Annotated in this window: 13 protein-coding genes; 7 read left to right on the top strand and 6 right to left on the bottom strand. The window is 60.6% G+C overall.

The window, feature by feature from the left end; genetic code table 11:
• The first annotated feature begins 51 nt into the window (after positions 1-51).
• Genes MGMAQ_RS02805 through MGMAQ_RS02815 form a run of 3 tightly spaced genes read left to right on the top strand, consistent with a single transcriptional unit; the run spans position 52 to position 4,158 of the window.
• Entirely contained in the window at positions 52-2,085 is a 2,034-nt protein-coding gene (locus MGMAQ_RS02805) for a tripartite tricarboxylate transporter permease (protein WP_046020338.1), read from the top strand.
• Between the two features lie 10 nt (positions 2,086-2,095).
• The gene (locus MGMAQ_RS02810) at positions 2,096-3,184 is read left to right on the top strand and encodes a 4-oxalomesaconate tautomerase (protein WP_046020339.1); all 1,089 of its coding nucleotides are present in this window, start codon (positions 2,096-2,098) and stop codon (positions 3,182-3,184) included.
• Entirely contained in the window at positions 3,181-4,158 is a 978-nt protein-coding gene (locus tag MGMAQ_RS02815) for a D-2-hydroxyacid dehydrogenase family protein (RefSeq protein ID WP_046020340.1), read from the top strand. Before MGMAQ_RS02810 ends, MGMAQ_RS02815 begins: the two co-directional genes overlap by 4 nt.
• On the opposite strand, the gene MGMAQ_RS02820 is transcribed toward MGMAQ_RS02815, so the two are convergent.
• The gene (locus tag MGMAQ_RS02820) at positions 4,133-5,182 is read right to left on the bottom strand and encodes an AbrB family transcriptional regulator (protein ID WP_046020341.1); all 1,050 of its coding nucleotides are present in this window, start codon (positions 5,180-5,182) and stop codon (positions 4,133-4,135) included. The two genes, MGMAQ_RS02815 and MGMAQ_RS02820, sit on opposite strands and share 26 nt — an antisense overlap.
• 164 nt (positions 5,183-5,346) lie before the next feature.
• On the opposite strand from MGMAQ_RS02820, the gene tcuA reads away from it, so the two are divergent.
• From tcuA to rraA, 3 genes are all read left to right on the top strand, one after another.
• The gene (gene tcuA / locus MGMAQ_RS02825; protein WP_046020342.1) at positions 5,347-6,750 is read left to right on the top strand and encodes an FAD-dependent tricarballylate dehydrogenase TcuA; all 1,404 of its coding nucleotides are present in this window, start codon (positions 5,347-5,349) and stop codon (positions 6,748-6,750) included.
• On the top strand, positions 6,740-7,801 hold the full coding sequence (gene tcuB, locus MGMAQ_RS02830; RefSeq protein ID WP_046020343.1) for a tricarballylate utilization 4Fe-4S protein TcuB: 1,062 nt from the start codon (positions 6,740-6,742) through the stop codon (positions 7,799-7,801). The genes tcuA and tcuB overlap by 11 nt, the downstream gene beginning before the upstream one ends.
• A gap of 129 nt (positions 7,802-7,930) precedes the next feature.
• The gene (gene rraA / locus MGMAQ_RS02835) at positions 7,931-8,416 is read left to right on the top strand and encodes a ribonuclease E activity regulator RraA (protein ID WP_046020344.1); all 486 of its coding nucleotides are present in this window, start codon (positions 7,931-7,933) and stop codon (positions 8,414-8,416) included.
• 174 nt (positions 8,417-8,590) lie between these two features.
• Here the strand turns inward: rraA and ftsY are convergent, their stop codons facing one another.
• The 5 genes from ftsY to MGMAQ_RS02860 all read right to left on the bottom strand — a co-directional run bounded on the left by ftsY (position 8,591) and on the right by MGMAQ_RS02860 (position 12,828).
• A complete protein-coding gene (gene ftsY / locus MGMAQ_RS02840; RefSeq protein WP_046020345.1) occupies positions 8,591-9,565 on the bottom strand; it encodes a signal recognition particle-docking protein FtsY in 975 nt (324 codons plus the stop codon).
• Positions 9,562-10,788, bottom strand: a complete 1,227-nt coding sequence (gene mtaB, locus MGMAQ_RS02845) for a tRNA (N(6)-L-threonylcarbamoyladenosine(37)-C(2))-methylthiotransferase MtaB (RefSeq protein WP_046020346.1) — start codon at positions 10,786-10,788, stop codon at positions 9,562-9,564. Before mtaB ends, ftsY begins: the two co-directional genes overlap by 4 nt.
• A 3-nt stretch (positions 10,789-10,791) precedes the next feature.
• Complete coding sequence (gene dapF / locus MGMAQ_RS02850) at positions 10,792-11,634, bottom strand: diaminopimelate epimerase (protein WP_046020347.1); 843 nt, start codon at positions 11,632-11,634, stop codon at positions 10,792-10,794.
• A gap of 128 nt (positions 11,635-11,762) precedes the next feature.
• Positions 11,763-12,143 (bottom strand): helix-turn-helix domain-containing protein, encoded by a 381-nt coding sequence (locus tag MGMAQ_RS02855; protein ID WP_252508669.1) that lies wholly within the window; start codon positions 12,141-12,143, stop codon positions 11,763-11,765.
• 220 nt (positions 12,144-12,363) lie between these two features.
• Positions 12,364-12,828, bottom strand: coding sequence for a helix-turn-helix domain-containing protein (locus tag MGMAQ_RS02860; protein WP_046020349.1), 465 nt, complete (start codon positions 12,826-12,828; stop codon positions 12,364-12,366).
• Between the two features lie 317 nt (positions 12,829-13,145).
• On the opposite strand from MGMAQ_RS02860, the gene ffh reads away from it, so the two are divergent.
• Positions 13,146-14,537 (top strand): signal recognition particle protein, encoded by a 1,392-nt coding sequence (ffh, locus tag MGMAQ_RS02865; protein WP_046020350.1) that lies wholly within the window; start codon positions 13,146-13,148, stop codon positions 14,535-14,537.
• The last annotated feature ends 37 nt before the right edge of the window (positions 14,538-14,574 follow it).

Here is a 14,574-nt window from a genome sequence, read left to right on the forward strand (position 1 = left end):
CCCCGCCCTTTTGGTGGGGCAGATCTTTTTCGGCCAGGGAGGGTGGTTAAATTGGACTTGATAACAACAGTATTACCGGCGTTGAGCGATGCCTTCGCGCTGATTCTGCAGCCCGGCGTGCTGATGTATCTTGCCCTTGGTGTGGTCATGGGACTCGCCGTTGGTGTCTTTCCCGGGCTGGGCGGCATCGCGGGTCTCTCTTTGGTTCTTCCCTTTATTTTTGGCATGGATACGGTCAGTGGCCTGGCACTGATGATCGGCATGGTCGCCGTGGTGCCAACTTCCGATACCTTTGCCTCGGTGCTGATGGGTATACCCGGGTCTTCCGCGTCGCAGGCAACAGTGCTGGACGGATTTCCCCTGGCCAAAAAGGGTGAAGCGGCGCGGGCGCTGTCGGCGGCATTTGCTTCGTCCTTGTTCGGCGGTCTGGTCGGCGCCTTATTCCTTACCTTCTTTATTCTGATTGCGCGGCCCATCGTGCTGGCATTCGGGTTGCCCGAGATGCTGATGATTACCATCCTTGGCTTGTCCATGGTGGCGATCCTGGCCGGGCGTATTCCGCTCAAGGGCCTCGCCGCGGCGGGTCTGGGTCTGCTTGTTGGCACCATCGGCGAAGCGGATGCCGGGGGCTCCTTGCGCATGGCCACTTATGACCTGCCCTATGTGGCCGACGGCTTGAAACTAGTCATCGTCGGCCTGGGGATCTTCGCCGTTCCCGAGATTGTCGCCTTGCTGCGACAAGATAGGTCGATCTCCCAACAGGCCGTCCTGGGTGGCGGTTGGCTGGACGGCGTCAAGGATTGGTGGAAAAACATTTGGCTGTCCGTGCGCTGTTCCATCATTGGCGTCATCGTCGGTGTGATCCCCGGTCTCGGCGGTTCGGTGGTTGACTGGATCGCCTACGGCCATTCGGTACAGACAACCAAGAACAAAGAGAACTTCGGCAAGGGAGAGATCCGCGGCGTGATCGGCCCGGAGAGCTCCAACAATGCCAAGGAAGGCGGCGGTTTGGTGCCGACCTTGATCTTTGGTATTCCGGGTTCGGGCTCCATGGCGGTGTTCATCGGCGCCGTGGCCTTGCTGGGCTCGGGGGATCTGGAAGTTGGCCCGCAGATGCTATCGGCCAACTATCTGGACATCACCTATTCCATTGTCTGGCTGTTGGCTCTTGCCAACGTGATCGGCACCTTGCTGTGCATCGGCATGTCGAGCACCATTGCCAAGCTCACGACCATCCGTTTTACCCTGCTGGCCCCATTTCTGTTCATGCTGATTTCGTTCGCCGCCTTCCAGTCCGGCCAAAACCTGGCCGACCTGGTGGCACTGTTCGCCATTGGTCTGTTGGGCATCTTCCTGCGTCGCTTCGAGTGGTCCCGTCCGGCCTTCCTGATTGGCTTCGTGCTGTCCAACCCGGCCGAGACCTTCGCCAACCAAGCCTATCAGGTGGCGGGTTCCAAGTTCCGTCAGGGCTTCGACGTGGGCATCGACTATATCTTTGGCCCGATCGTTATCATCTTGATCATCGTTACCATCGTTTCCGTCGTTCTCGGTATCCGGCAGGCGAAGCAGATTATGGCCGAAGGCGAGGTGCCCTCCGGCGGCAAGCGGGCGCCCATGACCTTCTTGCTGCTGGTCACCGGCTATTTGTTGGTGAGCTTCTACAATGCCTCGTTGATTTCCGATCGCCTGGTGACCGACAAGATCTTTCCCTTGTTCGTTGCCACCGTCGGTCTGATCTGTTGCGTCTCCATGCTGGTGAGCATGATGCGCAAACCCGAGACCGATATCATCTTCGCCGACAATGAGGTCGTCGTCGCCGCCGACAGCACCGACCATGGTCTGTGGTCCACCCTGGCTTGGTTCGGCCTGCTGCTGATCTTGTCCTCGCTGGTCGGGTTCATCCTGGCACTGCTGGTGTTCCTGGCGGTGTTCATGCGCTTCCGCGCGGGGCTGAGTTGGGCCATGGCCGGGGTTTATACCGCGGCCGGAATCGCCTTCATGTGCACCATGGCCTGGTTGCTTAACCGGGACTTCCCTCCGGGCCTGTTGCAAAACACTGTTGATCTGCCCTGGCCCCTGACCTGAGGAGCAAGACATGGCTCAGACTGCCATACCCTTCCTGTTCATGCGTGGTGGCACGTCCCGGGGGCCCTATATCAAGCGGGATGATCTGCCCGCTGATCGGGATCATCTGGCCCGGGTGTTAGTTGCTGCGGTGGGTGCTGGGCATCCGCTCAATATCGACGGGATCGGTGGCGGGAATGCGGTTACCACCAAGGTGGCCATGCTGTCCCGGTCGGACGATGAGTGGGCCGACGTGGATTACTTTTTTGCCCAGGTTGCCGTGGAAGAATCTCTGGTCGACTTCAAACCGACCTGCGGCAATATTCTTTCCGGTGTCGGTCCCGCCGCCATCGAAATGAACCTGCATCCGGCCACGGTCGGCGCAACGGAGGTGAGAATCCGGGCGGTGAATACCGGCGCCCGCGTGGTCGCCAAGGTCCAAACCCCGGGTGGCCAGGTCAGCTATGAAGGCGAAGTGCATATTGATGGAGTGCCGGGTACCTCCGCGCCCATCGAGTTGAACTTCATGGACGTGGCGGGATCGTCCACCGGCGCTTTTCTGCCGACCGGCAACCTGCGTGATGTCATCGATGAGATCGAGGTCACTTGCATGGATGTGGCCATGCCAATGGTCATCGCCCGGGCCGCCGACTTCGGCTTGACCGGCCATGAAAGCCGGGAGCAATTGGACGAAAACAAGGCGTTCTTTGCGCAAATGGAATCCGTCCGTCTGCAGGCAGGAGAGAAGATGGGCATGGGCGATTGTCGCAAGTCGGTGACTCCCAAATTCGGCCTCCTGGCCCGGGCCAACAAAGGGGGCACCATCGCCACCCGCTATTTCATGCCCTGGTCGACTCACCCGACCATGGCTGTCACCGGGTCCCAATGCATGGCTTCATGTGCCCTGACCCCGGGAACGGTGGCGGACGGTCTGCTGGGGCGGCCCGAGGGCAGCCCGGTCACCGTGGTTTTGGAACATCCTCAGGGTTTGATGGATGTGATCATCGATTATGATCATACCGACGGCTTCTCGCTGAACGCCGCTGGGCTGGTGCGGACCGCCCGTAAGCTCGCCGCCGGTGAACTATTTGTGTCCAAGCATGTGTGGAATGGCCAATGAAAATCCATATTCTCGACGACTGGTTCGATACCCTGCGGGGACTGCCCTGCTTTTCCAAACTGGACGGCCACGACGTCACGGTCTGGACAGATCACGTGCAGGACTCGGAAGTTTTGGGGGAACGATTGCAAGAGGCCGAGGCCGTTGTCTTGTTCCGCGAGCGCACGCAGGTCAGCGCCGGATTGTTGGGGCGCCTGCCAAATCTCAAGCTGATCAGCCAGCGCGGCGTCTATCCCCATGTGGATGTGGCGGCCTGTAGCGCCCACAAGGTGCTGTTCTGTTCGAAACAGCCCAAAGGCGGCGCCCCCAATTATGCGGCGGCGGAATTGACCTGGGGCCTGATCCTGGCGGCCATGCGTCAGATCCCACAACAAATGGCGGCGACTAAGGCGGGGCAATGGCAGATTGGTGTCGGCAAGACCCTACACGGTCGGATCTTGGGGCTCTACGGCTATGGACGGATTGGAAAACTGGTGGCCGACTATGCCCGGGCCTTCGGTATGGAGGTTCTTTGGTGGTCTTCGGACGAGGGCCGGGAGCGCGCCCAGGCCGACGGGGAAACCGTCGCCGAAACCCGCGCGGCGTTTTTCAGTGGCTGCGACGTGATCAGCCTGCACCTGCGTCTCAAGCCGACGACTCGGGGCCTTGTCACCGCCGAAGACCTGGGCCAAATGCGTCCGGATGCCCTGTTGGTCAATACCTCGCGGGCCGGGTTGATCGCGCCCCATGCCTTGGTGGATGCCTTGAACGAGGGGCGTCCCGGCATGGCGGCCATCGACGTGTTCGACAGCGAACCCATGACGGATCCGAACGACCCGTTGCTCGCCCATCCCAATGTGATTTGCACGCCCCATATCGGCTTTGTCACGCAGGATGAGTTCGAAAACCAATTCGCCGATATTTTTGATCAAGTGGTGGCCTATGCCGAGGGTGCGCCCATCCATATGATCAATCCGGAGGTTTGGCAGCCCTGACCCCCATGAGGCGGGCCGCGATGGGCGCACCGGTAATGACCAGGATGATCCGGACCAGATGGTGGACGATCACATAGCCCAGATCGGCCCCGACGATGATGCTCAGGACGGCCATTTCCGCCTGCCCACCCGGGGCGAAGGCGAGGAAGCCTTCCAGCGGCGGGGCCAGACCAAGGCGGGTGACGATCTGCGAGAACAATGTCGCCAGCAAGGCCAACAGGACAACATAGATCATCCCGGAAAAGACAAACCGGCGGATCTCACCGACGGTAATGCCCACATAGTTCACGCCGATGCCCATGCCGATGAGGAATTGGGCTGCCAGAATCGCCTCTGCCGGGGGCCGGGTATGAATCAATCCGGCGAGGGACAATCCCGCCGTGACGATCATCGGTCCGAGGATGGAAGCGCCAAACAAGCCGATCCGCTCGCCGCCCTTCCAACCGATCAAGGCCGCCAATATCATCCACCCCATTTCATCCAACGGCAGTTCCAAGGCCGGTCGACCGATGGGGTTGTCGAGGGAGGCCCCGAACAGATTGGTCACCAAGATGGGTGCCAGGGTGACGATGAACAGCACCCGGGTGGCATGGATCAACGACAGGGCCCGACCATCGCCGCCGGCTTCGGTGCCGAAGATGACCATATCCTGCAAGCCGCCTGGCATGGCGGCGTAATAGGCCGTGGTTTTGTCAAACTTCGCAACACGATGGAAATAGGGAATACCGACCAAGCCGATCATCAGGATATAGGCCGGGATCAGCGCTACCGATACCGCCATGGTCGGCAATTGGCCGATCAGAGTGGGTGTGATTGCCGCCCCGACCGCTACACCAAGGATCGTCCGCGCCCCAACGGAAACCTGCCCCATGCCTTTCAAGGGTTGTCCGAGCAATGCGGCCAACAAGCAGGCAGCCATGGGACCGAACAAAAAGGGCAGTGGCAGTTCAAGGGACCAGAAAACGGCTGTCCCAACCCCGGCGATGAAAAGGGTGGCGATCCTCTGGTTGGTTGTCCGCGCCATAGGGGGCCTGCTCCTCGCGTCCCGGATCTCGGTATCGGGCTTGACAAAAATTGTATCCAGTTGTATACATTAGGATACAATATAAGGGCAGCTTACGGGAATCCTGTCATGAAAGCCAGCGAAAACCAGATCGCCAATCTTTGTGAGGGAAAGAGGCCTGATCAATGACCGATTTGCCTACCCTTGCCGGAACCCAGTGGGACGTCGCGGTGGTCGGCGGCGGCAATGCGGCTCTTTGCGCCGCCATCACCGCGGCGGAATCTGGCGCCCGCGTCGTGATCTTGGAAGGGGCGCCGAAACCCTATCGTGGTGGCAATAGCCGTCATACGCGGAACTTCCGCTGCATGCATCGGGGGCCCCTGTCCGTGCTGACCGACGCTTACGAAGAAGACGAATACTTCAATGACCTGCGACTGGTGACCAAGGGTAAGACAAACGAGGATCTGGCCCGTCTGGCCATCCGCACATCGGAAGAATGCCTGCCTTGGATGGAAGCCCGTGGCGTCCGCTTCCAGCCTTCTTTATCCGGCACCCTCAGCCTGTCTCGGACCAACGCCTTTTTCCTCGGTGGCGGTAAAGCTCTGGTCAATGCCTACTACAACAAGGCGGCAGATCTTGGCGTGACCCTGGTCTACGAGGCCCAGGTCCGCCATGTGCAGGTGACGGGTTCCAGGTGCGAGGGCCTTCAGGTCGAGATCGCCGGCCAGCCTTGCGAGATCACCGCCAAAAGTGTCGTCCTCGCCTGCGGCGGTTTTCAGTCTGACGTGGATTGGCTGGCCGAAGCTTGGGGTCCGGCGGCGCGCAATTTTTTGATCCGCGGCACCCCTTACAACAAGGGCGCGGTGCTCAAGGACATGCAGGACCAAGGGGCGAAAACCGTCGGTGATCCGACCCAGTGTCATGCGGTGGCTATTGATGGACGGGCGCCGAAGTTCGATGGCGGAATCGTCACCCGGTTGGACTGCGTGCCATTTGCCGTCGTGGTCAACAAAGATGCCGAACGCTTCTATGACGAAGGCGAAGACGTCTGGCCCAAACGCTATGCCATCTGGGGCCGCCTGGTCGCGGCTCAGCCTGATCAGGTCGCCTATGTGATCGTCGATTCCAAAAGCCTCGACTTGTTCATGCCTTCGGTTTTTCCGCCGGTGAAAGCGAATAGCATCGAAGACTTGGCGGAAGAATTCGACCTCGCCCCGGAGAAGCTCCGGCACACCATTGAATCCTTTAATAGCGCCTGCCGGGAAGGTCCGTTCCACCCGACCGAACTCGATGGCCTGGCGACAGAGGGCCTGACCCCGGCCAAGACCAACTGGGCCCGGCCGATCGATGTGCCGCCCTATTATGGCTACAGCCTGCGCACCGGGGTGACGTTCACCTATCTGGGACTGAAGGTCGACGAAACGGCCCAGGTCTCTGGACCCGAGGGGCGCTATGACAATATTTGGGCCGCCGGAGAGATCATGGCCGGCTCTATTCTGGGACAAGGATATTTGGCGGGGTTCGGGATGACCATCGGGACCGTGTTCGGTCGCATTGCTGGACGGGAGGCCGCCTCCCATGCCGCTTGATTCCCTTGCGGAAGCCCGCCGCCAGTTGGAAATCTGCAATGCCTGCCGCTATTGCGAAGGCTACTGCTCGGTGTTTCCCGCCATTACCCGCAAGAGAGTGTTTTCCGATGGCGATGTGACTCAGTTGGCCAACCTGTGTCACAACTGCCGGGGCTGTTATTACGCCTGTCAATATACCCATCCCCATGAGTTCGCGCTGAATATCCCGGCGGTTCTGGCCGATGTGCGAACAGACAGTTGGGAGCGGTTCGCCTGGCCCGTGGGCTTTGGCGGCCTGTTTCAACGCCACGGCGTGGCGGTCGCGGCGCTCCTGGTTTTCGCCGTGGGTCTGCTTCTGGCCATCGCCGCGGGTTGGCAGGGCGACGGCGACGGTTTCTACGCGGTCATGCCGCATAACGTGATGGTCGCGGTTTTTGTCCCGGCGTTTCTGTTGCCGCTGCTGGTCATGGGTATTGGTTTGCGTCGCTATTGGAAGCATGTCGAGGGCACGGCGATCCGGCCCCGATATATCATCCATGCGCTGGCCCATGCGGCCCGCTTGAAAGACCTCTCCGGCGGCCAGGGACAAGGGTGCAATTTCGAGATTGGCGACCGCTACTCCAACGCCCGCCGCTGGTTTCATCAAGCGGTGCTGTACGGATTCATGCTTTGCTTCGCGGCCACCGGCTTTGCCACCGTGATGCACTACCTGATGGATCTCCCGGCCCCCTATGACCTGATCAGCCTGCCCAAGCTGCTCGGGGTGCCCGGAGGAATCGGGCTGGCGGTCGGCAGTGGGGGGCTCGCTATTCTAAAGACCAAAGCCAAGAAATCCCTCGGCGCGGCTTCGGCCTGGGGGGGCGAGATGGCTTTCGTGCTGTTGCTGTTTGTCGTTGCCGTGAGCGGCCTGGCCCTCTATGCGGCGACCGGGACAAGCTGGGTCGCGGGCCTGCTCGCCTTGCACCTGGGTGCGGTATTTGCCTTTTTTATCCTGGTGCCCAACTCGAAAATGGCCCATGGCTTTTACCGTCTCGCAGCCCTTGTGCGCGATGCCCAGACCCGGGCACCTTGACCCGGGCACCTGAATCATGTCGTGTTTGATCGGATTCGATCAAACATGAAAAACGTGATCGATTCCAATAAGGTCGCGCGTGTCTAGCGGGTCCGATTGGACCCGACACGCGCTAGAAAGGAGGATCCGATGACCGACCGTTTCGCCACCGCCGATCTAAACGACGCCCACCCGGAAAAGGTCCGGCGTTGCAGCCTGCCTTTCATCGACTTTGGCGGCAAAAACCACTTCTGTGGCCCGATCCGTACCATCGTGACCATGGAAGACACCAAACGGGCCAAGGCCCTGTTTCAGGAACCGGGCAACGGCCAAGTGATCGTTGTCGACGGGGGCGGCTCCTTGAACACCGCATTGTTGGGCGATATCCAGGCGGCTGTCCTGCGGGACAATGGCTGGGCCGGGATCATCATTCACGGCGCCATCCGCGACGCGGCGGAGATGAGCGGTATTGATATTGGCGTCAAGGCACTGGGGAGCTGTTTCATCCGGCCCCGGCAAGAAGGCGTTGGTGCCGTTGATGTGCCGGTGGCTTTCGGCCATGTTCTGTTTGAAACGGGGCAATACGTCTATTGCGACCCCGACGGTATCTTGGTTGCGGATGCGCCTCTGATTTAAGCCGGATGCTCGGGGTGTCAAACGGCCTGTTCAGCGCCCCGCACGGCCCGTGCCGTCCCAGGCGTCCTCGGGACTTGATTGGAGCGGTGGCGGGCCCTTGGTCTCGGATAATTAGTACTGCGTCACCGTTATTGGGTCACCGTTATTCCGGGTGCGCCGTCGGGGCCTGTGCCCTTACGCCTCCAGCCCCAGCAAATTTCTGGCAAAAGCCCGGGCTTCGAAGGGGCGCAAATCCTCGACGCCTTCGCCGACGCCGACCGCGTGGACGGGCAGGCCGAATTTATCGGCCAGGGCGATGATAACACCCCCCTTGGCGGTGCCGTCGAGTTTGGTCAGCGCCAGGCCGTCCACATCGACCATGGCCTTGAAGGTTTCCACCTGCGACAGGGCGTTCTGGCCCACCGTGGCGTCGAGCACCAGCAGGCAGGTGTGCGGGGCGGTTTCGTCCACCTTGCGCATGACGCGGATGATTTTCTTCAGCTCATCCATCAGTCCGGCCTTGTTTTGCAGTCGCCCGGCGGTATCGATATAAAGCACGTCGGCGCCCTCGGTCTTGGCCTGTTCCAGGGCGTCGAAGGCCAATCCGGCGGCGTCGGAGCCCAGTTCGCGGGCGATCACCGGACTATTGGTGCGATCGCCCCAAATCTTCAATTGCTCAACGGCGGCGGCGCGGAACGTATCGCCGGCGGCCAGCATGACTTTTCTGCCCTGGTCCACGTCCTGCTTGGCGAGCTTGCCGATGGTGGTGGTCTTGCCCGATCCGTTGACCCCGCAGACCAGCACCACATGGGGCTTCAACTCCGGGTTCAGGCGCAAGGGATGAGCCACCGGTTCCAGGCTCTCGGTGAGCACGGCGGCCACTTCTTCACGGATCTCTTCGGATGAGTTTTCCTTGCCGAAGCGGCTTTCGGCGATGGCTTCCACCGCCCGGGTGGCGGCGGGCATGCCCATGTCAGTGGTGATGAGCAGGTCTTCCAGGTCGTTGAGCGCGTCATCGTCGAGCAGCCGCTTGGTGACCAGATCGGAAATGCCGCCCACCAGCTTGGTGGAGGAGCGGCTCAGCCCGGTCTTCAGCTTGCCCAGCCAGCCGCTTTTCTGGTCGCCGTCGTCCTGTTCGTCCGCACGATCGACGATGTCCTTGTAGCTCATGCCAATTCTCCGCAAAGCTTGTTGTCTTGGAGGCGCAGGGTGACGGGGATCAGGTTTCCGACAGGGCCCTCGGTGGTCAGTTCCACCGGCGTGAAATCGGCGCAGCGAGCCTGCCGGCCTTCTTCGATCAGCAGGGTTTCGGTGCGTCCCGCCTTTTCTCGCAAATGGCCGGCGGCCCGCTCTTCGCCCATGGCCCGCAGCCGCGCCGCCCGTTGCTTGCGCGTGGCCTTGGCAACCTGTGGCATGCGCGCCGCTGGCGTTCCGGGGCGCGTTGAGTAAGGAAACACATGCAGCCAGACCAGATCCAGCGCTTGCACCGTCTCTTCGGTGCGCAGCGCCATGGCCTCATCCTCGGTGGGAAACCCGGCGATCAGATCGGCCCCCAGGACAATCTCCGGCCGCGCATCGCGCAGGCGTCGGGCGAAAGTCAGGGCATCGGCCACCGAATGGCGCCGTTTCATGCGCTTGAGGATCGTGTCGTCACCCGATTGCAGGCTGAGATGCACATGCGGCATCAGGCGGTCCTGCTCGGCCATCAGCCGGAACAGGTCCTCGTCCATCACCGCCGGATCAACGGTGGACAGGCGCAGACGCGGCAATTCCGGCACCGCGCTCAGGATGCGCTGGCACAGGGCCCCCAAGCCGGGCCCATAGGAGGCGATATCGACCCCGGTCAGCACCACTTCGCGGTGACCGGACTCGACGATGCTTCGCACCCGCTCCACCGCCTCGTCGGGGGAAAGATCCCGCGCGGGTCCGCGCGTGAAGGGGACAATGCAGAAGGTGCAACGGTGATCGCAGCCTTGCTGGATCTGCACGAAGGCCCGGGTGCGTTCGGCAAAGGTGGTCAGGGCCGGAAAATCGATTGCGGCGTCATTCATGATGTCCGAGACGCGCAGATCATCGGCGCCTTCTTCATAGGCTCCGGCCTCCAGTTTTTCCCGGTTGCCCAGAACCTGATCCACTTCGGGCATGGCGGCGAAATCTTCCGGGTGCAGCTGGGCCGCGCAGCCGGTGACAATGATGCGGGCCTCGGGCCGTTCCCGGCGCAGGCGACGGATACACTGGCGGGCCTGGCGCTCGGCCTCGCCGGTGACAGCACAAGTATTGACCACCACCGTGTCACGGGTCAGCGAGGCGCGATCCGCATGGGCGCGCATGACCTCGGACTCATATGTATTGAGGCGGCATCCCAGGGTGACAATGCGGGCGGGCGCGGCCATGGCTCAACGGTGCTCGGCCAGCAGATCGGGATGCAAGTGGCCGGTGAAGGTGGCCGCCACCGGGCCGGTCATGAGCACGCGATCATCGTCACGCCATTCTATTTCCAATAAGCCACCATCCAGAATGACATCCGCCTGCCGGCCGGTCAGGCCGCGTCGATGGGCGGCGACCAGACTGGCACAGGCGCCGGTGCCGCAGGCTTGGGTGATGCCGACACCACGCTCCCAGACCCGCATGCGCAGCTTGTCCGGGGCCAGGAGCTGGACCGCTTCCACATTGGTGCGCAGCGGGAACAGAGGATGGTTTTCCACCTGTGGGCCGAGATTTTCCAGATCGATGGCCTCGGCCTCCTCGACGAAAAACACCGCGTGGGGATTGCCGATGCTGACCGCTACCGGGTCCGTCAATGGTCCGGCCGCGATATCCACATGCAGGGTATCCATGGCACTGGCCAGGGGGATCTGATCCCATTGAATGCGGGCCGGGCCCATGTCAACGGTGACCATTCCCGTGCCCGTGTTGTGAGCCTCCACCTGTCCGGCCTTGGTTTCGATGAGAACGCTGTTCGTATCGCGCTCCCCCATGGCAAGGGCGGCCACGCAGCGGGCGGCATTGCCGCAGGCCTCGACCTCCCCGCCGTCAGCGTTGTAGATCCGCATGTACAGATCGGAATCGTTGTCAGTGGGCGGCTCCATGACCACAAGTTGGTTGCAGCCGACACCGCTGTTGCGGTCGGCAATCAATCGCACCATGGCCGGGGTCAGGGACAAAGGGGTCCCTTGGGCATCGAAGATCACGAAATCGTTGCCCAGGCCGTGCATCTTTATGAAGCTGCGTCCAGTCATGGGCGATATATAGGGCCGAGATCGGGAGCCTGTCCAGCGACATGCCGAATGCAAGGCAAAAGAAAACGGGCCGCCCGACCCCGTTGCAGCCCGTCCTTATTCCTTAAAGGTCGATTGCGCCCTATTCTTCAATCGCCCTCTTCGTCATGTCCCTGGGTATAGCTATTGGCCAGGGATTTCACGAATTGATAGAGCTTTTTCCGGACATCCTCGTCGGCGATGCGATAATAATTGTGCATCATCTCGATGGCTTCGCGGGAATTCATCGGATCATGATCGAAGGTCACCTGAGGCTGGTCGGACATGCCGGGTACCGGTACGCCGCTGTTAACCAAGGTGGCATCGGGGATGCCTTCGAAGAAATGGCTCACATCCACATCAAGGACGCGGGAAATCTTGAATAAGTTGCTGGATCCGATGCGATTGGTGCCGTTTTCGTACTTCTGAACTTGCTGGAAGGTCACCCCAATGGCCTCGCCCAGCTTGGTTTGGCTCAGGCGTAAACCCATCCGTCGGGCCCGGACCCGCGTGCCGACATATTTGTCGATGGGATCCGCCGAACCCTTTGTACGCCGTTTTTCCATGATACTGCCCTTATCCCCTGATTAGGTATCTCAAGTGATTTCGTTTCACCCGTAATCACTGTACGTTAGTGCGCATACTATCACATTCACGAATGCAAAATGCTACCCATTATTTTCTTCGCCAGGGCCTTCGCAGCCTTAATGGTCAACTTTCCGTGCTACCCATGGCGCGTATTACATCCAGCAATGTGCGACGGATAACCGGATTTTCAATGCGGACATATACCTCTAAAAAGTCCATGAGGTCATTCTTCAGCGCATGATTGTCAAGGGGCGCCGAATCGGTGGGACCAACCGTGCACAAACGGTCATCCACGCCGTGAAAGAGTTCCTCCACCAGGATGCCGAGAGTATCGCTGATGACGTAGAGGGCACTGGCTGAGATACGGGTTAATCCATGCTCATACTTGGCAATTTGTTGGGGCGAGACGCCGATGTCCCGCGCCAGCACTTTGCGGCTGATCCGCAAACCGGTTCGTCGCTCCTTCATCTGTTGTCCAACGGCGACATCAATGGGGTGCGGTTCGGAAGCCCGGGGATCGTTGGTGGGCTCCTGAGTCGCATGATTGTTGCTGGTACCGCGACTATGCCCGAATTTGTCGGAAGTCATATGAGTTCGATTCCCCTGTCGTGAAGGTTAATCATAAACGCAATTATGATTTGAATAAATACCTCATCGGCATAAAATATTGTTCAGATGCAATCTGCGGGTCAGGGGCGGAGAGTCCGGGGCGGCGCTTCAGGGAAAAGGAAAACGGGTCGCGCCGTGGGCCTTGACATAGGCGACGACGATCCATAAAGTCCGCCGTCCACATCCGAGGGATATTTGTCACCCTTCGCCTTACGGGGCGCCGCCAATCCGCGAGTTTCGCGCACTGGCGCCGTTGGTGTTTGGTTCAACCGTTTTGAGAAAGAGCCCCGCGACCCATGTTCGAGAGTCTTTCAGACCGGCTAGGCGATGTCTTTGAACGCCTAAAGAAGCGTGGTGCCCTCAACGAGGCCGACGTTTCCGAAGCCCTGCGCGAAGTGCGCGTGGCGCTGCTGGAAGCCGACGTGGCGTTGCCGGTGGTCAAAAGCTTCGTCGACACGGTGAAAGAACGGGCCATCGGTCAAGAAGTGCTGCGTTCGGTGACCCCGGGCCAGATGGTGGTCAAGATCGTCAACGACGGTCTGGTGGAAATGCTCAGCGGCGAAGCGGGCGAGGCGGGATCCGAGATCAACCTGCAATCGGCGCCGCCGGTGGCCATCTTGATGGTTGGCCTGCAAGGCTCCGGTAAAACCACCACCTCGGGCAAGCTGGCTCTGCGCCTGACCCGGCGGGATCGCAAAAAAGTATTGATGGCCTCGTTGGATATTTACCGCCCGGCGGCGCAGCAGCAGCTGGCCGTGCTGGGCGAGCAGACCGGGGTGCCCTGTCTGCCGGTGGTATTCGGCGAGCAACCGGTGGCCATCGCCAAGCGGGCCATGGATGTGGGGCGTCGCGAAGGCTACGACGTGGTCATCCTGGATACCGCGGGCCGACTGCATATCGACGAAGCCCTGATGGACGAGGTGGCCAAGGTTCGCGACGTGGCCAAGCCCGCCGAAACTTTGCTGGTGACCGATGCCATGACCGGCCAGGACGCGGTCACCGTAGCCCAGGAGTTTCAGGAAAAGGTCGGTATCACCGGCATCGCCCTGACCCGGGTTGATGGCGATGCCCGGGGTGGCGCGGCCCTGTCCATGCGTAAAGTCACCGGCTGCCCCATCAAGTTAATGGGTGTGGGCGAAAAGCTGGAAGACCTGGAAAGCTTCGACGCCAACCGGATCGCCGGACGTATTCTCGGTATGGGCGACATTGTCGGTCTGGTGGAAAAGGCCGCCGAGACCATCGATCGGGAAGACGCCGAAAAGGCCGCCAAGAAGGCGCTGAAAGGCCAATTCACCCTCGAAGACATGAGCGAGCAATTGGGCCAACTGCGTAAGATGGGCAATATCGAGGGCATGCTGGGCATGCTGCCCGGCATGGGCAAGATGAAAGACAAGCTCGCCGACGCCAACATCGACGACAAGATGGTGGCGCGTCAGCAGGCGATCATTCAGTCCATGACACCTAAAGAGCGGCAAAATCCAAAAGTGCTCAATGCCTCGCGCCGCCGCCGCATCGCGGCGGGTTCCGGCTCGACGGTGCAAGAAGTCAACCGCCTGCTCAAGCAGTTCCAGCAAATGAGCGGCATGATGAAGAAGATGGGTAAGCTGGGTAAGAAAGGCATGATGCGAGGCGGCATGTCCGCGTTGCAGGGCATGGGTGGCATGCCGCCTTTTGGATCCGGTCGCTAAATCAATTGAACAAGTGAACACCTAGACCAAGAAGGAA

Origin of the sequence: Magnetospira sp. QH-2 (assembly GCF_000968135.1) — a bacterium.
GTDB lineage: Bacteria > Pseudomonadota > Alphaproteobacteria > Rhodospirillales > Magnetospiraceae > Magnetospira.

What these genes read in the sequence shown, in the direction of transcription:
- MGMAQ_RS02810 (WP_046020339.1), top strand. Translation starts at nt 2,096, where the DNA reads ATGGCTCAGACTGCCATACCCTTCCTGTTCATGCGTGGTGGCACGTCC.
- MGMAQ_RS02815 (WP_046020340.1), top strand. Translation starts at nt 3,181, where the DNA reads ATGAAAATCCATATTCTCGACGACTGGTTCGATACCCTGCGGGGACTG.
- MGMAQ_RS02820 (WP_046020341.1), bottom strand. Translation starts at nt 5,182, where the DNA reads ATGGCGCGGACAACCAACCAGAGGATCGCCACCCTTTTCATCGCCGGG.
- tcuA (WP_046020342.1), top strand. Translation starts at nt 5,347, where the DNA reads ATGACCGATTTGCCTACCCTTGCCGGAACCCAGTGGGACGTCGCGGTG.
- tcuB (WP_046020343.1), top strand. Translation starts at nt 6,740, where the DNA reads ATGCCGCTTGATTCCCTTGCGGAAGCCCGCCGCCAGTTGGAAATCTGC.
- rraA (WP_046020344.1), top strand. Translation starts at nt 7,931, where the DNA reads ATGACCGACCGTTTCGCCACCGCCGATCTAAACGACGCCCACCCGGAA.
- ftsY (WP_046020345.1), bottom strand. Translation starts at nt 9,565, where the DNA reads ATGAGCTACAAGGACATCGTCGATCGTGCGGACGAACAGGACGACGGC.
- mtaB (WP_046020346.1), bottom strand. Translation starts at nt 10,788, where the DNA reads ATGGCCGCGCCCGCCCGCATTGTCACCCTGGGATGCCGCCTCAATACA.
- dapF (WP_046020347.1), bottom strand. Translation starts at nt 11,634, where the DNA reads ATGACTGGACGCAGCTTCATAAAGATGCACGGCCTGGGCAACGATTTC.
- MGMAQ_RS02855 (WP_252508669.1), bottom strand. Translation starts at nt 12,143, where the DNA reads ATGGGTTTACGCCTGAGCCAAACCAAGCTGGGCGAGGCCATTGGGGTG.
- MGMAQ_RS02860 (WP_046020349.1), bottom strand. Translation starts at nt 12,828, where the DNA reads ATGACTTCCGACAAATTCGGGCATAGTCGCGGTACCAGCAACAATCAT.
- ffh (WP_046020350.1), top strand. Translation starts at nt 13,146, where the DNA reads ATGTTCGAGAGTCTTTCAGACCGGCTAGGCGATGTCTTTGAACGCCTA.